The sequence below is a fragment of the Klebsiella sp. GFKo11 genome (assembly GCF_056490265.1).
This window is the reverse complement of the sequence record NZ_CM151369.1, coordinates 384,860-406,086: the sequence shown is the minus strand read 5'-3', so window position 1 is coordinate 406,086 and position 21,227 is coordinate 384,860. Positions and strand designations below refer to the sequence as shown.

Sequence of the window (21,227 nt, the reverse complement as noted above, 5' to 3'; positions counted from 1 at the left end):
TCATGTCAGGCGTTCGCTCGCTACCGGTGGTCCCACTGCTGACGGGCTTACTGCTTCTGGCCTGGCCATTTTTGATTTGGTTTGGGCTGGCGCATAACAGCCTGCACTGGCTGCTGCCTCTGATGGCGCTGCTGCTTTTTTTACGCTTTCGTCAGACCCGGCGACAGGCGGGACCGCTGCGTATCGTCACCCAGGTGGTAGCGATAGCGGGCATGACGCTGTGCATTGCCAGCTATCTGCTTAAAACGCACCAGCTGCTGCTGTTCTACCCGGTGGTGGTCAACGCCGTCATGCTGGCGGTGTTTGGCGGTTCGCTATGGTCATCCATGCCCATCGTCGAACGTCTGGCGCGGCTGCGCGAGCCCGCTCTTGCGGATACTGGCGTGCGCTATACCCGCCGCGTGACGCAAATCTGGTGCGCCTTTTTCATCATCAACGGCGGCATTGCGCTGTTTACCGCGCTACGCGGTGATATGTCCCTGTGGACGGCCTGGAACGGGATGCTCTCCTATCTGTTGATGGGAACGCTGATGGCGGGCGAGTGGTTAGTCCGCCGCCGGGTGATTAAACGAGATATCCAATGAAGCAGCCCCTCCCACTCTCAGAGTGGCTCAGCGCCCAACGTCCAGCCGAGATGCCCATTGCATGGCAGGAAGACTGCACCTGGACACTCGGCCATCTACGCCATGATGTTGACCAGTTGATAACGCACCTGCATCAGCAGGAAGCTGAACGCTGGGCGCTATGCTTTGAGAACAGCTATCTGTTTATCGTGGCGCTGCTGGCGACGCTGCATGCGGGAAAAACGCCGGTGATCCCCGGTCACTGCCGCGTGTCGTTATTAAACGAACAGCGCGCGCTGTTTGACGGCGTATTGAGCGATAAGCCGCTAGACTGGCAGGGAGCGCAGCTGATTGTCAACTCTGCCATGGCAACCGCAACGCACGAAATCTCTTTACCAGCGATCCGCGAGAACGCCTTCGTTGAACTCTTTACTTCAGGCTCTACCGGCCAGCCGAAGCGGGTCATCAAGCCCATTAGTCGCCTTGACCGCGAAGCAGCACTGCTCGTCTCACGTTTTGCCGACCGTCTTGCAGGCTGTCGGGTCGTGGCCTCGGTGGTCCCTCAGCATCTGTACGGCCTGACGTTTCGTATCTTCCTGCCGATGACGCTGGGTCTGCCGCTGCATGCCGCCATGACCTGGTACGCCGAACAGCTGGCCGCCCTGAGCCATGAACATCGCTATGCGTTTATCAGCAGCCCGGCGTTTCTCAAACGCCTCGACAACCAGCTGACGCCTCCACCGGTCGAACTGATTTTGTCCGCAGGCGGCATGCTGCCCTGGCAAGATGCCGCACAGGCCGCCGGTTGGCTGCAAGTCTGGCCGGACGAAATTTATGGCAGTACCGAAACCGGCGTTATCGCCTGGCGCCATCGCCAGCAAGACGACGCGGCATGGTTGCCCTTTCCCGGCGTCAGATTTCATGCTGAAAATGACGTATTTCGCGTGTTTTCTCCGCTGATTGCTGATGATAACGGCCTGTTACTCGACGATGCCCTGCATTTTGAAGAAAGCGGCCAGTTTCGCCTGACGGGGCGTCGGGGCCGGATAGTTAAAATTGAAGAGAAACGTATTTCACTTGGCGAAGTGGAGCAGCGCCTGCTGGCGCTGGATGGCATCCTTGAAGCGGCGGTATTGCCAGTGACTCGCGGCAGCCGTCAGGGCGTTGGCGCATTGCTGGTGCTGGACGACAACGCCCGCGAACGCTGGAGTAAAAGCCAGGAATTAGCATGGCGTAAAGCGCTGCGCGCATTGCTTGAGCCGGTTGCTATTCCTCGTTACTGGCGGGTGGTTGACGAAATCCCTGTTAACAGTATGAACAAGCGTGTCTATGCGCAATTACAGGAGTTATTTCATGAAACCCCATGAAATTGAGCGCCATCAGGCACAACCTCATCAGGTTGAAATCATTTTGCATCTCGACCCTTCTCTGTTCTGGTTTCGTGGACATTTTGCCGTGCAGCCGCTGCTGCCCGGCGTCACGCAGATGGACTGGGTAATGCATTACGCCACCACGCTGCTCGCCCCCGGCTGGCGTTTTCACAGCATTCAGAACGTGAAATTTCAGGCCCCGCTGCTGCCGGAAACCACCGTCACGCTGACCCTGAACTGGCAAGAAGAGCGGCAGATGCTGAGCTTCAGCTATCAGCGCCATGATGGCGATGCGCGCCACACCACCAGCAGCGGGAAAATCCGGTTATGCCGATAGCCTTCCAGCCCTGCGTACTGATCCCCTGCTACAACCACGGCGCAATGATGGCAAGCGTGCTGGCGCGGCTTCAGTCGTTTGGCCTGCCCTGCATTGTGGTGGACGACGGCAGCGACGACGCCACGCGGGATGAACTGGCCCGTCTGGCGGCAGAAGATAAAAATCTGACCTTAATTCGCCTGCCGATTAACTCAGGCAAAGGTGCGGCGACGATCTGCGGCATGCAGGCAGCGGCAGAGGCCGGATTCAGCCATGCGGTGCAGGTTGATGCCGACGGCCAGCATGCCATTGAAGATATTCCTGAACTGCTTGCGCTGGCAGAGCTCCATCCAACAGCGTTGATTTCCGGGCAACCCATTTATGACGATTCCATACCCCGCTCGCGCCTGTACGGACGCTGGGTGACTCACGTCTGGGTGTGGATTGAAACGCTCTCGCTCCAGCTCAAAGACAGCATGTGCGGCTTTCGGGTTTATCCGGTAGCACCGACGCTACAGCTGGCGCAGCGCGTGACGCTCGGCAAGCGAATGGATTTTGATACCGAAGTAATGGTGCGCCTCTACTGGCAAGGTAACACCAGCTATTTTGTCCCCACCCGCGTCACCTATCCGCTGGACGGGCTATCGCATTTCGATGCCCTCAAAGACAACCTGCGCATTTCACGGATGCACACGCGCCTGTTTTTTGGCATGTTGCCGCGCATCCCGTCGCTGCTTTTTCGCCGCGCATCGCCACACTGGGCGCGCCAGCAGGAAGTAAAGGGATTATGGGGGATGCGCCTGATGCTACTGGTGTGGCGATTACTCGGGCGCAAAGCATTCTCCCTGCTGCTCTACCCGGTGGTCGGCGTTTACTGGCTGACGGCAACCACCGCCCGCAAAGCCTCCCAACGCTGGATTGCTCGCGTGCGTGAACAGCTAACCGCTCGCCAGATGCCGCTGCCGCCATCGCTCACCAGCTATCAGCACTTCCTGCGTTTTGGCGATGCGATGCTCGATAAAATTGCCAGCTGGCGTGGCGAACTGCGGTTAGGCCGCGATGTGGTCTTTGCTCCAGGAGCTGAAGAGACGCTCAACGTTAGCTCTCCACGCGGCAAGCTGCTGCTGGCCTCGCATCTGGGCGATGTTGAAGCCTGTCGCGCGCTGGCGCAATTACAGGGCAGCAAAACCATCAACGCGCTGGTGTTTAGCGACAATGCCCAGCGCTTTAAGCAAATTATGCAAGAAATGGCCCCGCAGGCCGGGCTGAATCTGCTGCCGGTAACCGATATTGGCCCGGATACCGCGATCCTGCTTAAAGAGAAGATGGATCGCGGCGAGTGGATTGCCATCGTCGGCGATCGCATTGCGGTCAACCCGCAACGCGGCGGCGAATGGCGCGTCTGCTGGAGCCACTTTATGGGGCAAGCGGCCCCCTTCCCGCAGGGACCTTTTATTCTCGCCTCTATTTTACGCTGCCCGGTGGATCTGATTTTCGCCCTGCGCCAACAGGGGAAACTGCGTATTCACTGCGAGCCTTTCGCCGACCCGCTACTGTTGCCGCGCGCCGACCGGCAAAACGCATTACAGCAAGCCATCGATCGCTACGCCGAACGTCTGGAACACTACGCGCTACAGTCGCCGCTCGACTGGTTTAACTTTTTCGATTTCTGGCAGCTGCCGGATACCAAAGACAAGGAGTAAGGGTGCTTAACGATCCCCGCTTTACGGCTGAAGTCGAGCTGACCATTCCGTTCCACGACGTCGATATGATGGGCGTGGCGTGGCACGGAAACTATTTCCGCTATTTCGAAATTGCCCGCGAGGCGCTGCTGAATCAGTTCGATTATGGCTATCGGCAGATGAAAGAATCGGGCTATCTGTGGCCGGTGGTCGATACCCGCGTCAAGTACCGCAACCCTCTGACCTTTGAGCAGCGCATTCGCGTACGCGCCCGCCTTGAGGAGTTCGAAAACCGTCTGCGCATTGGTTACGAAATTTTCGATGCCGAAACCGGCAAGCGTGCCACTACCGGCTACACCATCCAGGTGGCGGTGGAAGAAAAAAGCCGCGAACTGTGCTTCGTCAGCCCGGCTATCCTGTTCGAACGTATGGGGGTCACACCATGAGATACTTACCACTGCTGGCGCTGCTCATCAGCCCTTTCGTCAGCGCCCTGACGCTTGATGATCTGCAACAGCGCTTTACCGAACAGCCGGTGGTTCGCGCTCACTTCGATCAAACCCGCACCATCAAGGATCTGCCGCAGCCGCTGCGATCCCAGGGCAAAATGCTGATCGCTCGCGAACAGGGTTTACTGTGGGATCAAACCGCCCCGTTCCCGATGCAGCTGCTGCTCGATGACAAACGGATGGTACAGGTGATCAACGGCCAGCCGCCGCAAACCATCACCGCCGAGAACAACCCACAAATGTTCCAGTTCAACCATCTGCTGCGCGCGCTGTTCCAGGCGGATCGTAAAGTGCTGGAAGAGAATTTCCGCGTGGAGTTTTCTGACAAAGGCGAAGGCCGCTGGACGCTGCGCCTGACGCCGATCACCACGCCGCTGGATAAGATTTTCGCGACCATCGATTTAGCCGGAAAAATCTATCTGGAGAGCATTCAACTGAACGATAAGCAGGGCGATCGCACCGATATCGCCCTTTCCCAACACCAACTGACGCCCGCACAGCTAACCGATGACGAACGCCAACGCTTTGCCGCCCAGTAAACGCCCCGCGCTGTTCTGGGGAATCGCCTGCCTGATCCTGCTGGGCGTGTTGCTGACGCTGTTGCCTCAGGCACGGCTTAACAGCAGCGTCCTGGCGATGCTGCCAAAACAGGCGCTCGGCGCGATCCCACCGAGCCTCAACGACGGCTTTATGCAACGCCTTGACCAGCAGTTGGTCTGGCTGGTAAGCCCCGGGAAAAAAGCCGACCCGCAGGTTGCCCGCAGCTGGTTATCGCTATTACAGAAGTCGCAGGCGCTGACTGAGGTCAAAGGCCCGATGGACGCCGACAGCCAGCAGGCCTGGGGCACCTTCTTCTGGCAGCACCGCAACGGCCTGATCGATAGCGACACCCGCGCACGCCTGCAAAACGGCGGCGAGGCGCAGGCGCAGTGGATTCTTTCCCAGTTCTACTCAGCCTTCTCCGGCGTGAGCGGCAAAGAGCTGCAAAACGACCCGCTGATGCTGATGCGCGGCTCGCAGTTGGCAATGGCCAAAAACGGCCAGCGCCTGCGGCTGATGGACGGCTGGCTGGTGGCCCAGGATGAACAGGGCAACTACTGGTACCTGCTGCACGGTGAGCTGGCCGGTTCGTCGTTTGATATGCAGCAGACGCACCAGCTAGTCACCACGCTCAATACGCTGGAAGGTGAGCTCAAGGCGCAATATCCGCAGGCGCAGCTGTTGTCTCGCGGGACCATGTTCTACAGCGATTACGCCAGCCAGCAGGCGAAGCGAGATGTTTCGACCCTCGGCGTTGCCACCCTGTTTGGGGTAATTTTGCTGATTGTGGCGGTGTTCCGTTCCCTGCGCCCGCTGCTGCTGTGCCTGATTTCGATCGGCATTGGCGCGCTGGCGGGCACCGTCGTCACGTTGCTGATTTTTGGCGAGCTGCACCTGATGACGCTGGTGATGAGCATGAGCATCATCGGGATCTCCGCCGACTACACGCTCTACTATCTGACCGAGCGGATGGTGCACGGTGCAGAAACCTCACCGTGGCAAAGCCTCAGCAAAGTGCGCAATGCCCTGCTGCTGGCGCTGCTGACCACCGTGGCGGCGTATCTGATTATGATGCTCGCCCCCTTCCCCGGCATTCGTCAGATGGCGGTATTCGCGGCGGTGGGCCTGAGCGCTTCCTGCCTGACGGTGATTTTCTGGCATCCGTGGCTGTGTCGTGGGCTGCCGGTGCGCCCGGTTCCGGCGATGGTGCTGATGCTACGCTGGCTTGCGGCCTGGCGACGCAATAAAAAGCTTTCCGTCGGCCTGCCGGTGGCGCTGGCTCTCTTCTCACTGGCGGGAATAGCGACGCTGCGCGTGGACGATGATATCTCGCAGCTTCAGGCGCTGCCGCAGGATATTTTGGCACAGGAAAAAGCGATTACCGCGCTGACCGGGCAGAGCGTCGATCAGAAGTGGTTTGTGGTGTACGGCAAGTCTGCACAGCAAACGCTGGAGCGGCTGGAACTGTTTACCCCCGCGCTGGAGCAGGCGAAAAAAGAGGGATGGCTTGGCGGCTATCGCACTATTGCGCTGAATTCACTCGCCCGACAGCAGCAGGATCTCAGCCTGCTGAAAAACGCAGCGCCAGCCGTCATCAAAGCCCTGAACAACGCCGGGCTAGCGACGGTAAATCCCGATCTTAACGCTATGCCGGTAACGGTCGATGCCTGGCTTACCAGCCCGGCCAGCGAAGGCTGGCGGCTGCTGTGGATAACGCTGGCCGATGGCGAAAGCGGCGTGCTGGTACCGGTTGAAGGGATAAAAAACAGTGCTGCATTAAGCACCCTCAGCACGAAATACTCCGGCGTCGCGTGGGTGGATCGTAAAAGCAGCTTTGACGAACTGTTCGCGCTGTATCGCCATATTCTGACCGGCCTGCTATTGGTGGCGCTGGCAGTGATTGCCTGCGGCGCGATGGTGCGGCTTGGCTGGCGCAAAGGGCTAATCAGTCTCGTGCCATCGGTATTATCGCTGGGCTGCGGTCTGGCGGTGCTGGCGCTCAGCGGCCATGCAGTCAATCTGTTCTCGCTGCTGGCGCTGGTGCTGGTACTCGGCATCGGCATTAACTACACGCTGTTTTTCAGCAATCCGCGCGGCACGCCGTTAACCTCATTTTTAGCGATTACGTTGGCCATGCTAACCACCCTGCTCACGCTGGGGATGCTGGTTTTTAGCGCCACCCAAGCTATCAGTAGCTTTGGCATTGTGCTGGTAAGCGGCATTTTCACCGCCTTCCTGCTGTCACCGCTGGCGATGCCAGGGAAAAAGAGAAAAAAAGAAGATGATTAAACAGACATTCTGGCGCGCCGCTGCGCTGGTCGCCACGCTGATGCTGGCCGGTTGCAGCCACTCACAGCCCGAACAAGAAGGCCGACCACAGGCGTGGCTGGAGCCGGGCGCACGCGTGACGCTACCCGCGCCGGGGATCTCTCCGGCGGTCAGTTCCCAGCAGCTCCTCACCGGCAGTTTTAACGGCAAAACCCAGTCGCTGCTGGTGATGCTTAACGCCGATGATAAAAAACTCACCCTGGCAGGACTCTCCTCTGTCGGTATTCGCCTGTTCCTCGTCACTTACGATGAAAAAGGGCTGCATGCCGAACAATCAATCGTGGTGCCGCAGCTGCCGCCAGCTAGCCAGGTGCTGGCCGACGTGATGCTCAGCCACTGGCCGATTAGCGCCTGGCAGCCACAGCTGTCGAAGGGCTGGACGCTCACCGATATCGGCGACAAGCGCGAGCTACGCAACGCCCGCGGCAAGCTGGTCACCGAAATCACCTACCTGAACCGCAAAGGCAAGAGCGAGCCCATCAGCATCGAACAGCACGTGTTTAAATACCACATCACCATTCAATACCTGGGTGACTGAGATGATCTACATTTCTGCGGTTGGCATGATTAACGCGCTGGGCAACAACGCCGATGAAATCGCCGCCAATCTGACGCGCGGCGTGGCTCCCGGTATGCGCCCGCGCACCGGCTGGCTTCAGGGCCATCCGCACGCAGTTTTAGCCGGCGTCGACGGTGAACTGCCTACGATTCCCGATGAGTTTAGCGCCCACCGTTCGCGCAATAATCAGCTGCTGCTGGCTGCGCTCGCGCAAATCCAGCCGCAGGTAGATGACGCCATTGCGCAGTTTGGTCGCGACCGCGTTGCCGTGGTGCTCGGCACCAGCACCTCCGGGCTGGACGAAGGCGACGTGCATGTTGATCTCACGCTCAACGGCAAAGCGAGCAGCGCCTGGCAATACCCGCAGCAGGAGCTGGGCGACCCGTCGCGCTTTCTCAGCCACTGGCTGGCATTAGACGGCCCGGCGTTTACGCTCTCTACCGCCTGCTCCTCAAGCGCCCGCGCGATCATGAGCGGACGCCGCCTGATTGAATCAGGGCTAGCGGACGTGGCGATTGTCGGCGGGGCGGACACGCTCAGCCGGATGCCCATCAACGGTTTCCACAGCCTGGAATCACTCTCGCCAACGTTATGCCAGCCATTTGGTCGCGACCGCTGCGGGATTACTATCGGTGAAGGCGCGGCGCTGATGCTGCTGACCCGCGAACCGCAGCCGATTGCGCTGCTGGGCGTCGGCGAATCCAGCGACGCGTACCATATTTCGGCTCCGCATCCGCAGGGCGAAGGGGCGATTCGCGCCATTCGTCAGGCGCTGAACGACGCAGGGCTAACGCCGGAGCAGGTGGGCTATATCAATCTGCACGGCACCGCCACGCCGCTGAATGACAAAATTGAGTCCAACGTGGTAAACGGGCTGTTTGGCGAGCGCGTTCCGTGCAGTTCTACCAAGCACCTGACCGGACACACGCTGGGCGCGGCAGGTATTACCGAAGCCGCCATCAGTATGCTGATTTTGCAGCGCGACCTGCCGCTGCCGCCGCAGGATTTCCGCCAGTCGCCGCGCGATGAAACGCTGCCTGCCTGCGGGATTATCGAGCGCCAGCAACCGCTACCGCGCCCGGTCATCCTGTCAAACTCGTTTGCCTTTGGCGGCAATAACGCCAGTATCCTGCTCGGGAGAATGCCATGAGCCACTATTTAGCGCCCGGAGACTATCTGCCTCACGATGCGCCGATGCTGCTGCTTGAAGAAGTGGTTAGCGTGACGGACGACTCCGCTACCTGCCGCGTCACGGTATCGCCCAATGGCGTGCTGGCCCCGTTTCTTGATACAGCAGGCAATCTGCCCGGCTGGTTCGCCCTGGAGCTGATGGCGCAGACCGTTGGCGTCTGGTCCGGCTGGCACCGTCATCAGGCGGGTCAGGCCAGTATCTCGCTGGGCATGGTGCTCGGGGCGCGTGAATTAGTCTGTGCGGCGGGAATATTACCAGGTGGCCTGACGCTGGATATTAACGTCACGCTACTGATGCAAGATGCACGTTTTGGCAGCTTTGAATGCGCCATTCAGGCCGGTGAAGAGATGCTGGCAAGCGGTCGCGTCAACACCTTCCAGCCGACAGCGGAAGAACTTAACACCCTATTTCAACAAGGAGCGTCCGCATGAGTCGTTCAGTTTTGGTTACCGGCGCCAGCAAGGGCATTGGTCGCGCCATCGCCCGCCAGCTGGCGACGGACGGCTTTGTGGTCGGCGTCCACTATCATCGCGATGCACAAGGTGCCCAGGAGACGTTGGATGCAATCCTCGCTGCTGGAGGCTCTGGGCGTCTGCTGGCCTTTGACGTCGCCAACCGCGAGCAGTGTCGAGAAGTGCTGGAGCAAGATAACGACGCGCACGGTGCCTGGTACGGCATCGTCAGCAACGCCGGCATTACCCGCGATGCCGCCTTCCCGGCGCTCAGCGATAACGACTGGGATGCGGTGATCCACACCAACCTCGACAGCTTCTATAACGTTATCCAGCCGTGCATGATGCCGATGATTAGCGCTCGTCAGGGTGGGCGCATCATCACGCTGTCTTCGGTTTCCGGCGTGATGGGCAATCGCGGACAGGTCAACTACAGCGCCGCCAAGGCGGGTATCATCGGAGCCACCAAAGCGCTGGCGATTGAGCTGGCAAAACGCAAAATTACCGTCAACTGCATCGCGCCGGGGCTGATTGATACCGGGATGATCGAAATGGAAGAGGCCGCGCTGAAAGAAGCCATGTCGATGATCCCGATGAAACGGATGGGCCAGGCCGATGAAGTGGCCGGGCTTGCCAGCTATTTAATGTCAGATATCGCGGGTTACGTCACCCGTCAGGTGATTTCTATCAATGGAGGGATGTTATGACACGTCGCGTCGTGATCACAGGGATGGGCGGCGTTACCGCCTTTGGCGAAAGCTGGCAAGCCGTTTCCGCCCGGCTGCAGGCGTATGAAAACGCAGTGCGCAAAATGCCGGAGTGGCAGGTTTATGACGGGCTGCACACGCTGCTGGGCGCGCCGGTCGATGATTTCACCCCACCGGAGCACTATACCCGCAAGCGTATTCGCTCTATGGGTCGCGTGTCGCTGATGTCCACCCGCGCGACCGAACTGGCGCTGGAGCAGGCCGGGCTAATTGGCGATGCGGTGCTGACCAACGGTGAAACCGGCATCGCCTACGGCTCGTCAACCGGCAGCACCGGTCCGGTGAGCGAATTCGCTACCATGTTGACCGAAAAGCACACCAATAATATTACCGGCACCACTTACGTGCAGATGATGCCGCACACCACCGCCGTCAACACCGGGTTATTCTTCGGCCTGCGTGGGCGAGTGATCCCCACCTCCAGCGCCTGCACCTCTGGCAGTCAGGCGATTGGCTACGCATGGGAAGCGATTCATCATGGCTACCAAACGGTGATGGTCGCCGGCGGCGCGGAAGAGCTGTGTCCATCGGAAGCGGCGGTGTTTGATACGTTGTTCGCCACCAGCCAGCGTAACGACGAACCGAAAACCACGCCCTCGCCGTTCGATGAACATCGCGACGGGCTGGTAATAGGCGAAGGCGCAGGCACGTTGATTCTGGAAGAGCTTGAGCACGCCAAAGCGCGCGGCGCGACGATTTACGGCGAGATTATCGGTTTTGCTACCAACTGCGATGCGGCGCATATCACCCAGCCACAGCGCGAGACGATGCAGATTTGCATGGAGCAGTCGCTGAAAATGGCGGGCTTAAACGCGCGGGATATCGGCTATATTTCGGCTCATGGCACGGCTACCGACCGCGGCGATATTGCAGAAAGTCTGGCAACGGCGGCGATTTATGGCGACAACGTGCCGATCTCGTCACTGAAAAGTTATTTTGGTCATACGCTGGGTGCCTGCGGGGCGCTGGAAGCCTGGATGAGTTTGCAAATGATGCGCGAAGGCTGGTTTGCCCCGACGCTCAATTTAAACCGTCCGGATGCTAACTGCGGCGCACTGGATTACATCATGGGTGAAGCCCGCAAGATTGATTGCGAGTTCCTGCAAAGCAACAATTTCGCTTTTGGCGGCATCAACACCTCGCTGGTGATCAAGCGCTGGCCCTGAGAGATAGCTTTTGGGAATAGCGCCGGCCCATTTCCCGGAGGCGGCGCTTGACGCGCCTTGTCCGGGCTACCAAACTGCACGCACTTGTAGCCCGGCTAAGCGTAGCGCGAGCCGGGAAGTAGCTGCGCCGAACCATCAGGCCCGGCACATTTCCCGGAGGCGGCGCTTGACGCGCCTGTCCGGGCTACCGGCCCGCAGACGGCAGTGAACCCGTAGCCCGGGAAGCCGCAGCGCCACCGGGACGAAGCCGCGCCGATGCATCAGCCCCGGCGCTTCACTGGCCAGAAGATAGTCAGTACCCCGGCGACAATCAGCAGCACGCCCAATAACGATTGCCAGTGGAAAGGCTCATACCAGCCGGGGAGCCAGATGGCGGCGGCCCACACCAGAATGTAGCTCAGACTGAGCAGCGCGTAAGCCTTCGCCAGCGGTAATTGGTGCAGAGCGAAGTACCAGCAGACCATCGACAGCAGATAGCCGAAAAGGCCAAACGCCAGGCCGAAGGTCCCCGCCCGCAGATGCAGCAGATGATTAAGAAAGGTGAATAAATCCGTCAGCGGCGGCAGTTCGACCATCGCGCTGCGCAGCAGCAGCTGTGCGGCGCTGACTAAACCCACGCTAAATAACGCCCAGATTAAGCCCATCAGATGCGGCTCCCCAGAATAACGATCCCGACGACGATCAGCCCTACGCCAACCCAGTGGCGGCGCGCCACCGGCTCGCGCCAGATCCCCCACGCAGCAAGGGTCACCCAGACAAAGTTCAGGCTCAGCATCGGATAGGCAATGCTGACCGGGATAGACTGCAGTACGCTAAGCCACAATAGCATGCTGCAGCCCAGGGAGAGCAATGCTAATCCCAACCAGCCAAGGATATGGTGCCCGCGCCGTCCGGATTTAGACGGGCGGGTCGCCTGTTTCTGGCACAGCTGTCCGACGCAGCTCAGCAGGCTGGCGAAAATCAGACAGATCCAGACGCTCATTGCGGCAGGTACTGGATAAACACCACCCGGCCTAGCTCATAGGAGTTATCAGGTTTGGGTAGCGGTAAGTCGGCCATACTCTCTCCTTTGTCCATCAGCAGAACCAGTGAAATCGGCCCCTGCTGGCGGTGCGCAGCCAGCCAATCGGCAAATTGTTCTTTATCCACAAACTGGCTCTGGGCATCCGGCCAGGACAGGCCGTACTTCAGCTCGCCCTGCTTGTCGAACAATATAATATCGCTGCGCTTTAGCTCCCATGACAACCCGCCAGCAATACCGACGTTATTGGTCAAAACGTAGCGGCTCGGCGTCAGCGACTCGCTGACAATATCCACCAGGAACTGCGGCTGCTTGCTGTCGATAACCCGGTCCGGGATAGCAAAACCCACCAGCAGCGCCAGCCCCAGCGGGCAGATGGCGGCTAAGGTCCAGCGGCGGCCATTGTCCTTCATCGCCATCCAGCCCATCAGCGCCCAGCAACCAAAAATCAGCGCCGCCAACAGGCACTTATACAGCTCAATATGGTTCCACACCGGCTGATGCATAAACCCCCAAGGCGAAACGACCAGCACGGCGACCAGGCCAATGAGACCGAAGCCTAAGTTGATCATGCCGTTAATTTTCAGCGCTTTCGCCCCGGACTTCGCCGCATCCAGCGCGTAGCGCGCCATCAGAATCGACAACGGAGCGAAACACGGCAAGATATAGGTTGGCAACTTACCTTTGGCAATGCTGAAGAACAGGAACGGCATCGCCACCCATCCCAGCAGATACAGCGCCCCGCGTGATTCATCGCGCTCGGTCCAACCGCGCTTGAGCGCTCCCGGCAGCAGCGCCAGCCACGGCAGGCTCCCGGCAATCAGGAACGGAATGTAGTACCAGAACGGCGCTTTATGCTGGGCATCTTTTTCAGCAAAACGCTGGATATGTTCCACCCAGAAGAAGTAGCGCCAGAAGTCCGGTTCACGTTTGGCGATGGCAAGCCCCCACGGCAGCACTACCAGCACGCAGACGCCCACCGCCAGCCAGCCGTAGGTCAGCACTTCGCGCCAGCGCTTACGCGCAATCACCCACGGCAATACCCCGACCACCGGCACCGCCAGCGCGAGGAAACCTTTGGTCATCACCCCCATTCCACAGGCCACGCCCAGTAAGACATAACCAACGATTTTGCCACTGTGGTTTTTGGCCTGTGCCGCGCCCCAGAAGCTGCACATCGCCAGCGCCATCCACATGGTAATCATCGGGTCCAGTACCGCATAGGTGCCAATACTGTAGACCAGCAGCGCGGTCAGGAAGATAACCGGCGACAGGATCGCCAGGCGTTTATCGCGAAATATCTGCCACGCCAGCCAGGCCACCAGCAGGGCGGTGACGGTAATAGAGAACACGACCCCGAAGCGGACGCCAAAATTATTGTGACCGAATAGCCACTGGCCAATGCTGTTAATCCAGTATCCGGCGATGGGTTTTTCAAAATAGCGCAGGCCGAGGAAATGCGGCACCACCCAGTCGCCGGTCGCCAGCATCTCACGGCTGATTTCCGCATAGCGGGTTTCATCCGGCTGCCAAAGCAGGCGGAAGTTGAGCGGCAGTAAATAGTAGAGGGCAAAAAGAGCGACCAGAGCCGCACCGTAGCGAATGCTTTTCATCAAACACCCGAATTGAGTAATTGTTCACGTCCAAGCCAGCCTTCCCGGCCAGCCAGCTCTCCACGAACCACTTTGCCTCGCGGCAGCACGCTAAAATCGGCGGGCAGCAACTGGCTTAGCGGGCAAAACTGAATCTCTTCCTGAGCGGCCATGGTCAGCAGTTCATCAAACTGTTGAGCAAAGGCAATCCCCTCGACTTCAGCATGGATGGTATAGACCGGAGTACCCGTATCGCGATGGATACAATCCAGCAGATAGCGGTTGAAGCCCGCAATATCCACTGCGCTGCCGACCACTTCATCCCAGGTCGGTAACGTCACCGGGATTTGCACGGTTCCCGGCGCGCCGTTGCCCAGCACCGGTAGGAAGGGACCCGTTCCCCGACAATCGCTGTTGTAGAGGAAGTCAAAAGCCTCTTTGGCCTTGATGACCCGCTGATCGGCCCGCCAGCCCGCAACGGCGGAGCAGGCCACCGGACGACCGATAATCCGCTCCAGCTCCAGCAGCCCGCGTTCAACTTCCAGCGCCAGCCGCTCCTGTGGCCAGACGCCGCTCCACGCCTGCCAGCTATAGTGATCCCAGGCGTGCAGGCCCACTTCATGCTCCTGCGCGGCGGCGCGGATAACCTCTTCATTACCCGCACCAATTCTGCGCCCCGGCCAGGCGGTACCGGCTAGCAGGATATCCCAGCCGTACAGCGAAGCGGCCTTTGAACGCAGCATCTTCCACAGAAACTTCGGTTTTACCAGGCGCCATAAATGACGCCCCATATTGTCCGGCCCGACGCTAAAAAAGAAGCTTGCCTGAATCCCGCGCTGCCCCAGCAGAGCCAGCAGCCGCGGGACCCCGTCCCTTGTCCCGCGAAAGGTATCGACATCTATGCGTAAGCCGACCTGTCTCATGATTTGTTGTCGTCCACCAGTTCAACCGTGCGCAGGAAGAAGTCCAGAGTGTGTTCCACCGTCTCTTCCATCTCCACCGTCGGCACCCAGTTCAGGCAGCGCTTCGCGTTGCGAATGCTCGGCTTACGGTGCTCAACGTCCTGGTAGCCTTTACCGTAGTAATCGCTACTTTCGACTTCGCGGAAGCCGGCAAACGGCGGGAAGCGGTCGCGCAGCGGGTGGCGCTCAAAGCAGGCCAGCAGCATTTCCGCCAGCTCTTTGATGCTCGCTTCGTTATCCGGATTACCGATGTTGATAATCTGCCCATCGCAACGGCCATCTTTGTTCTCGATAATGCGGAACAGCGCTTCGATACCGTCGCTGATATCGGTGAAGCAACGCTTCTGTTTACCACCCTCAATCAACTTGATTGGCGAACCTTCGACCAGGTTAAGGATCAACTGAGTGATGGCACGGGAGCTACCGATACGCGCGGCGTTGAGGTTATCAAGACGCGGCCCCATCCAGTTGAACGGGCGGAACAGGGTAAACTTGAGGTTGTTCTTATCGCCATAGGCCCAGATCACGCGGTCCAGCAGCTGCTTAGAAACCGAGTAAATCCAGCGCTGTTTGTTGATCGGCCCGACCACCAGGTTCGAACTATCTTCATCGAAGTTATTGTCGGTGCACATACCGTACACTTCGGACGTCGACGGGAAGATAATGCGCTTATCGTATTTCACGCAGTCGCGGATGATCTTCAGGTTCTCTTCAAAATCCAATTCAAATACGCGCAGCGGATTGCGGGTGTACTCAATTGGGGTCGCAATCGCCACCAGCGGCAGCACGACGTCGCACTTCTTAATGTGGTACTCGATCCACTCGGAGTGAATGCTGATATCGCCTTCCACAAAGTGGAAACGCGGATTATCGAGGAAACGGCTGATAGCGTCAGAGCCAATATCCAGGCCGTAAATTTCGTAGTTGTCGTCCTGCAACAGGCGCTCGGTCAGGTGGTTGCCGATAAAGCCGTTCACCCCGAGGATCAGCACGCGGGTGCGGCGCTTAATCGCCACGACCGGCTTGCTGCTCAGCACCGCGCCAGCAACCAGGCCCAGCGCCTGCGCCAGTTGCGTACCCTGCATATAAACGCCGCGTTCGGTCTGCCCGGTGACGATTTCCAGCGCCCCTTCCTGACAGGCAACAACCAGCGGCGCAGTGGAAATCACCGTACCCGGTTTCGCAGCGTTCAGATCCTGACGCACGCGAGATTTCCAGACGATAAACTTATTTGCCCCGGCGTAGCCGAACGCGCCCGGCCACGGATCGGAGACCGCGCGCACCAGGTTATGCAGCGTCTGAGCGGATTGCTCCCAATCGAGGCGACCATCTTCCGGCGTGCGGCGACCCACGTAGGTCGCCTGGCTTTCATCTTGTGCACGCTCTTCGGTTTTACCGTCGCGGATAGCCGGCAGCGCCTGGCCCAGCAGTTCGGATGCCGCAGCGCAAAGTTTACGATGCAGAACCAGCGCCGCGTCATCTGCGCCGATAGCCACGCTTTTCTGCGCCACGATATTCCCGGCGTCCGCGCGGTTAACCATCCGGTGCAGCGTCACGCCGGTTTCGCTTTCACCATTCACCAGCACCCAGTTCAGCGGCGCTCGGCCACGGTATTTCGGCAGAAGTGAACCGTGCAGGTTGAAAGCCCCCTGCGGCGCGAGATTCAGAATGTCATCGCACAGCAGGTTGCGGTAATAGAACGAGAACAGCACGTCCGGTTTTATCTCACGGATACGTTCGATCCACAGCGGATGGTTCACGTCTTCTGGCGCCCACACCGGAATGCCTTGCTCTGCGGCAATACGCGCCACGGAGCCAAAGAAATGGTTTTCGCCAGGGTTGTCCGGATGGGTAAAAATAGCGGCGATGTCATAACCGGCATCCAGCAGAGACTGAATACCTGCACAACCCATATCGTGATAAGCGAAGACTACAGCTTTCATGAACGATCTTCCTCTTGAGATGCCGTTTCCGGCTGGCGAACAACACGTTGAATAAAGTAGCGGGGACGAGCGCGGACATCGTTATAGATGCGGCCGATATACTCCCCAAGCAGGCCCATGCCGACGAACTGAGCACCGATAAACATAAACAGCACGGCGAACAGCATAAACACCCCTTCTGCCGCCCACTGTGGGCCAAACACCAGGCGCAACGCCACCAGCAGGATGGCGAAACCAAAGCCCAGCAGGGCGATAACGCTGCCGAACAGGCTCAGCAGGCGCAGCGGCGTGGTGGTCAGGCAGGTGACCAGGTCGTACATCAGGTTAATCAGGCGCATAAAGCTGTATTTGGAATCACCAAATTCACGCTCGGCGTGCATTACCGGGATTTCAACCGCTCGACGGGCGAAGGTATTCGCCAGGATCGGGATAAACGTACTGCGCTCATGGCAGTTGAGCATCGCGTCGATAATGTGGCGGCGATAGGCGCGCAGCATGCAGCCATAATCGCCCATCGCTTTACCGGTAGTGCGCTGGATAAGACGGTTGATCATCTTCGAGGCGCTTTTACGGAAAAAGGTATCCTGGCGGTTCTGGCGAACGGTACCGACCACGTCGTAGCCCTCGTCGGCTTTCTCTACAAGTCGGGGGATCTCTTCCGGCGGATTTTGCAGGTCGGCATCGAGGGTAATAATCAGGTCACCGGTCACATGGCTAAAGCCCGCCATAATCGCCGAGTGCTGGCCATAGTTACGGTTCAACAGCACCGCCACCACGTGGCTGCCTTCGGCCTCGGCGGCTTCGGTTAACATCCGCGCCGAGTCATCGCTGCTGCCATCGTCGACCAGCAGAATTTCATATTGGCGTCCGAGCGTCGCGCAGGCGGTGTCGGTACGGCGGATAAGCTCCGGCAGGCTCTCCTGTTCGTTATAAACCGGGATAACCACCGAGACCTTTTTCACGGGAGGATAGCTAAACATATCAACGTCCTGAAAGCTGGTGTAGTGCGGAAATCACCCGAGTGACATCGTCATCGGTCATATCTGGAAATAGCGGGATGGAACAAATGCGCGCGCTGTTCCATTCCGTATGCGGTAATGAAACTTCAGGGAAACGCTCGCGGTAATACTTTTGCGTATGCGCCGCGCGAAAGTGCAGTCCGGTGCCGATGCCCATGGCTTTCAGTTTTTCCATCAGAGCATCGCGGCTGATACCGCAGGTGGCCTCGTCAACGCGGATAATAAACAGGTGCCAGGCGTGCTGATGTTCCCAATCAGGTATCGCCAACGGCTTGAATGGGGTATCCGCCAGTTCGCTCAAGTAGCGTTGGGCAATTTTGGCGCGCCGCAGATTGGCGTGGGCCAGTTTATCCAGCTGCACCAGAGCCAGCGCAGCGTTGATATCCGCCAGATTGTATTTAAAGCCCGGCGAGATCACCTCCGCCTGCGGAGCGCGGCCCAGAGTCTGGCGGTCGTAGGCATCAACGCCGAGACCGTGGAACTTCAGGCTGCGAATGCGCGTCGCCAGCTCGTCATCGTCGGTCACCACCAACCCGCCTTCGGCGCAGGTCATATTTTTGATCGCATGGAACGAGAAGATGGCGGTACCGCGCCAGCCGACATGGCGGCCTTTGTAGTACGTCCCTGCCGCGTGGGCAGCGTCTTCAATCACCGCAATTCCGTGCCGCTCGCCAATAGCGCGAATAGCGTCGATATCCACCGGCGCGCCCGCATAGTGCACGGGAACGATCGCTTTAGTACGCGGAGTGATCGCCGCTTCCACCGCTTCAGGGGTAACCATCAGATTATCGGGATCGACATCGATCATCACCGGGGTCGCGCCAAGCAGGCAGATCATGTTCAGTGTGGAGACCCAGGTTTGGGAAGGGGTGATCACTTCATCGCCCGCACCGATTCCCATCGCCATGAGCGTGACGTGCATCCCGCCGGTCGCCGAACTGACCGCGATAGCGTGGCGGTTGCCAGTTAACGTACAGAACGCCTCTTCCAGCGCCTGATTTTTCGGCCCGGTGGTGATCCAGCCCGATTGCAAAACTTCACGCAGCGCAGCCAGCTCTGCGTCGCCCATCGACGGGCGCGAAAACGGCAAAAAATCGCTCATCATTTTCCTGTTCTGTAAATGACCCGACGAGGAACGGGGTCGATAAGAAATATCCTGCACCTGCTGACTTAAACAAAATGAAAATGAAAGCGAAATCAGTTTGATGGCGCATTTCATTACAGGATATTTAGATGCTATTAAATTTAGACAGGTTTGCTTAGGATAATATTAAGAAATTAATATTAATTAGATATACATTACGATTTTGTTAAAAATCATTGAGATAGAGTGTTTTTTCGGGACTTAATGAGGTTTAGCGCTCCTGCCAGAGGGGGGGGGACAGCAGGAACGCACTAGCGAAAAGTAAACGAACATTAAACCAGGTTCCAATAAACTACCTTTAAACATGGTCTGCGAAATATAAAAAAACCAGTAGAATCACAAAATTATTTCTACCGTATTACAAGTTAGCAGGAAAGTTATCAGGTAATTCGCTCGCCGGGCAATTAATCACTTCGTCGTTATCCGCACCGCAATCACGAACAAACGTAATAGTGGCAAACTCATCAATCACTTCTGTCGGATAGGCTGGACCAGCTTCACGGTAAGAGACCATCAGCGGGATATGATCGTTCTGGAAGCAGACGGTTTTTTCCGGATTGTTGATCACCCAGCGCGGGAAAAAGATGGTGCCGTGGAATAGTTTATCGCCAAGGTTAACAATCAGGCTCACGTCGGTACCGGTCGGCTCGGTCCAGGAAATTTTATAGATGCTTTCACCCACGCGAACGATGTAAGCCTGCTGATCTTTCACCCAACGATTAGCCACGATCCCGCTATGGATTCGGTAATCCAGGGTGGTGGCGTTTTTAACGTAAATCTCGTAGTTCCAGCCGTTATCGTAGGTATAAACCAGATGTTTGCCGATAAAACCGCTCAGGTCATGTTTGTCGAAAGTGCTCATAATCTGTTCTCCTCTATTTGTTGAGAACAAGCATACTGCTTTAAAAAATGGATAAATAACGCTATGTTTGGATTAAATACATCCACTTTTTAGATTAGCCATGCACAAGACCACCCTCGAGCAATGGGCGCTACTGGAAAAAGTTGTTGAGCTGGGTAGCTTTGCGAAGGCGGCGGAAGAGACCCACCGCAGCCAGTCTTCGGTGAGCTATAACCTTGCGCTGTTGCAGGAGCGGCTGGGGGTTACGCTGCTCACGCCTTCTGGCCGCCGCGCAGTACTCACCCCGGCGGGCAAGCTGCTGCTCGGCCAGGTCAAGCCGCTGTTGCAGGCCTTTTCTTATGTTGAAACCCATGCCGCCACCCTTCGCGACGGCGCACGCACCCGGCTGGATCTGCTGGTCGATAGCATTTTCCCCCGCGAGCGGCTGTTTGCCATTCTGCGCCAGTTTCAACAACGCTATCCGCAAACCCAGGTCAGGCTGACCGAAGTACTGGAAAATGTTGAGGAGGAACACCCGGCGCGCAGCGAAGCCGACGTGATGGTGCTCACCCGCCGTCAGGATATTACCGGGCGCGGCGAGTGGCTGATGAATATCGATTTTGTCGCCGTCGCCCATCGCGATCACCCGCTTTCGGCATTCGAGGGGCCGCTGGATGATAATGCGCTGGCGCCCTGGCCGCTGGTGCGCATCGCTGACCGCAGCAACGACCCGCAATCCGTCCGCGATGCGTGGACGTTCTCTACTATTGATGCCGCCATTGATGCGGTGTTATATCAGGTTGGTTTCGGCTGGCTGCCGGAAGAGCGCATTCGTTCACAGCTCAAACAGGGGGTGCTGAAAGCGCTGCCGCTGGGCCACGGCGCACGGCGAGCAACGCCGCTGCACCTGATCGTTAAGCGTGATTTAACGCCGATTGATGAGCAGGTCGCCACGCTGCTCGATCTGTTCAGAACATAAAGCGCACGGTGGCGGCTGACGCCTTACCGGGCCTACGGGTTCACAACCGTCTGCGGGCCGGTAGCCCGGACAGGCGCGTCAAGCGCCGCCTCCGGGGGATGTGCCGAACCTGATACACCGGCGCTGCTTCGTCCCGGTGGCGCTGCGCTGACCGGGCTACGGGTTCACAGCCGTCTGCGGGCCGGTAGCCCGGACAGGCGCGTCAAGCGCCGCCTCCGGGAGATGTGCCGGAGCTGCGGCAGGCTTGTTCTCCATTTCATACCGTCAAAATATATATACTGT

The 21,227-nt window shown here is 58.4% G+C and carries 21 protein-coding genes; 13 read left to right on the top strand and 8 right to left on the bottom strand.

Going from position 1 to position 21,227, the window contains the following annotated elements:
* Positions 1 to 2 precede the first annotated feature (2 nt).
* From AC07P6_RS01850 to AC07P6_RS01795, 12 genes are read left to right on the top strand one after another with little or no spacing between them, the layout of a single operon-like run.
* Positions 3 to 584, top strand: coding sequence for a COG4648 family protein (locus tag AC07P6_RS01850; protein ID WP_304253948.1), 582 nt, complete (start codon positions 3 to 5; stop codon positions 582 to 584).
* The gene (locus AC07P6_RS01845; RefSeq protein ID WP_478315546.1) at positions 581 to 1,930 is read left to right on the top strand and encodes an AMP-binding protein; all 1,350 of its coding nucleotides are present in this window, start codon (positions 581 to 583) and stop codon (positions 1,928 to 1,930) included. The genes AC07P6_RS01850 and AC07P6_RS01845 overlap by 4 nt, the downstream gene beginning before the upstream one ends.
* On the top strand, positions 1,917 to 2,270 hold the full coding sequence (locus AC07P6_RS01840; RefSeq protein ID WP_478315545.1) for an ApeI family dehydratase: 354 nt from the start codon (positions 1,917 to 1,919) through the stop codon (positions 2,268 to 2,270). The genes AC07P6_RS01845 and AC07P6_RS01840 overlap by 14 nt, the downstream gene beginning before the upstream one ends.
* The gene (locus AC07P6_RS01835) at positions 2,261 to 3,952 is read left to right on the top strand and encodes a glycosyltransferase family 2 protein (protein WP_478315544.1); all 1,692 of its coding nucleotides are present in this window, start codon (positions 2,261 to 2,263) and stop codon (positions 3,950 to 3,952) included. Before AC07P6_RS01840 ends, AC07P6_RS01835 begins: the two co-directional genes overlap by 10 nt.
* Positions 3,953 to 3,954: 2 nt before the next feature.
* Positions 3,955 to 4,377: an acyl-CoA thioesterase gene (locus AC07P6_RS01830; protein ID WP_182235182.1), complete on the top strand. Its 423-nt coding sequence runs from the start codon at positions 3,955 to 3,957 to the stop codon at positions 4,375 to 4,377.
* A complete protein-coding gene (locus AC07P6_RS01825) occupies positions 4,374 to 4,979 on the top strand; it encodes a LolA family protein (RefSeq protein WP_478315543.1) in 606 nt (201 codons plus the stop codon). The genes AC07P6_RS01830 and AC07P6_RS01825 overlap by 4 nt, the downstream gene beginning before the upstream one ends.
* Entirely contained in the window at positions 4,948 to 7,269 is a 2,322-nt protein-coding gene (locus AC07P6_RS01820; protein ID WP_478315542.1) for an MMPL family transporter, read from the top strand. The genes AC07P6_RS01825 and AC07P6_RS01820 overlap by 32 nt, the downstream gene beginning before the upstream one ends.
* On the top strand, positions 7,262 to 7,846 hold the full coding sequence (locus AC07P6_RS01815; RefSeq protein ID WP_478315541.1) for a DUF3261 domain-containing protein: 585 nt from the start codon (positions 7,262 to 7,264) through the stop codon (positions 7,844 to 7,846). The genes AC07P6_RS01820 and AC07P6_RS01815 overlap by 8 nt, the downstream gene beginning before the upstream one ends.
* A gap of 1 nt (position 7,847) precedes the next feature.
* Positions 7,848 to 9,017, top strand: coding sequence for a beta-ketoacyl-[acyl-carrier-protein] synthase family protein (locus AC07P6_RS01810; protein WP_478315540.1), 1,170 nt, complete (start codon positions 7,848 to 7,850; stop codon positions 9,015 to 9,017).
* Positions 9,014 to 9,490 carry a hotdog family protein gene (locus AC07P6_RS01805; RefSeq protein ID WP_478315539.1) on the top strand — a complete coding sequence of 159 codons (477 nt, stop codon included), beginning with the start codon at positions 9,014 to 9,016 and terminating at the stop codon, positions 9,488 to 9,490. Before AC07P6_RS01810 ends, AC07P6_RS01805 begins: the two co-directional genes overlap by 4 nt.
* Positions 9,487 to 10,218, top strand: a complete 732-nt coding sequence (locus tag AC07P6_RS01800; protein ID WP_478315538.1) for a 3-ketoacyl-ACP reductase FabG2 — start codon at positions 9,487 to 9,489, stop codon at positions 10,216 to 10,218. The genes AC07P6_RS01805 and AC07P6_RS01800 overlap by 4 nt, the downstream gene beginning before the upstream one ends.
* Positions 10,215 to 11,444, top strand: coding sequence for a beta-ketoacyl-ACP synthase (locus AC07P6_RS01795; RefSeq protein ID WP_478315537.1), 1,230 nt, complete (start codon positions 10,215 to 10,217; stop codon positions 11,442 to 11,444). The genes AC07P6_RS01800 and AC07P6_RS01795 overlap by 4 nt, the downstream gene beginning before the upstream one ends.
* 260 nt (positions 11,445 to 11,704) lie before the next feature.
* Here AC07P6_RS01795 and arnF read toward each other — a convergent pair whose 3' ends face one another.
* From arnF to AC07P6_RS01755, 8 genes are all read right to left on the bottom strand, one after another.
* On the bottom strand, positions 11,705 to 12,088 hold the full coding sequence (arnF, locus tag AC07P6_RS01790) for a 4-amino-4-deoxy-L-arabinose-phosphoundecaprenol flippase subunit ArnF (protein WP_182235189.1): 384 nt from the start codon (positions 12,086 to 12,088) through the stop codon (positions 11,705 to 11,707).
* Positions 12,088 to 12,426: a 4-amino-4-deoxy-L-arabinose-phosphoundecaprenol flippase subunit ArnE gene (gene arnE / locus AC07P6_RS01785; protein WP_182235190.1), complete on the bottom strand. Its 339-nt coding sequence runs from the start codon at positions 12,424 to 12,426 to the stop codon at positions 12,088 to 12,090. Before arnE ends, arnF begins: the two co-directional genes overlap by 1 nt.
* Positions 12,423 to 14,078, bottom strand: coding sequence for a lipid IV(A) 4-amino-4-deoxy-L-arabinosyltransferase (gene arnT, locus AC07P6_RS01780; RefSeq protein WP_478315536.1), 1,656 nt, complete (start codon positions 14,076 to 14,078; stop codon positions 12,423 to 12,425). Before arnT ends, arnE begins: the two co-directional genes overlap by 4 nt.
* A complete protein-coding gene (arnD, locus tag AC07P6_RS01775; RefSeq protein WP_182235192.1) occupies positions 14,078 to 14,980 on the bottom strand; it encodes a 4-deoxy-4-formamido-L-arabinose-phosphoundecaprenol deformylase in 903 nt (300 codons plus the stop codon). Before arnD ends, arnT begins: the two co-directional genes overlap by 1 nt.
* Positions 14,977 to 16,962 (bottom strand): bifunctional UDP-4-amino-4-deoxy-L-arabinose formyltransferase/UDP-glucuronic acid oxidase ArnA, encoded by a 1,986-nt coding sequence (arnA, locus tag AC07P6_RS01770; RefSeq protein WP_478315535.1) that lies wholly within the window; start codon positions 16,960 to 16,962, stop codon positions 14,977 to 14,979. The genes arnD and arnA overlap by 4 nt, the downstream gene beginning before the upstream one ends.
* Positions 16,959 to 17,942 (bottom strand): undecaprenyl-phosphate 4-deoxy-4-formamido-L-arabinose transferase, encoded by a 984-nt coding sequence (gene arnC / locus AC07P6_RS01765; protein ID WP_182235194.1) that lies wholly within the window; start codon positions 17,940 to 17,942, stop codon positions 16,959 to 16,961. Before arnC ends, arnA begins: the two co-directional genes overlap by 4 nt.
* A 1-nt stretch (position 17,943) precedes the next feature.
* Positions 17,944 to 19,083, bottom strand: coding sequence for a UDP-4-amino-4-deoxy-L-arabinose aminotransferase (arnB, locus tag AC07P6_RS01760; RefSeq protein ID WP_478316930.1), 1,140 nt, complete (start codon positions 19,081 to 19,083; stop codon positions 17,944 to 17,946).
* Between the two features lie 400 nt (positions 19,084 to 19,483).
* Positions 19,484 to 19,990 (bottom strand): phenolic acid decarboxylase, encoded by a 507-nt coding sequence (locus AC07P6_RS01755; protein WP_478316929.1) that lies wholly within the window; start codon positions 19,988 to 19,990, stop codon positions 19,484 to 19,486.
* 97 nt (positions 19,991 to 20,087) lie between these two features.
* Between AC07P6_RS01755 and AC07P6_RS01750 the strand changes: the two genes are divergently transcribed.
* The gene (locus AC07P6_RS01750; RefSeq protein ID WP_181484572.1) at positions 20,088 to 20,945 is read left to right on the top strand and encodes a LysR family transcriptional regulator; all 858 of its coding nucleotides are present in this window, start codon (positions 20,088 to 20,090) and stop codon (positions 20,943 to 20,945) included.
* The last annotated feature ends 282 nt before the right edge of the window (positions 20,946 to 21,227 follow it).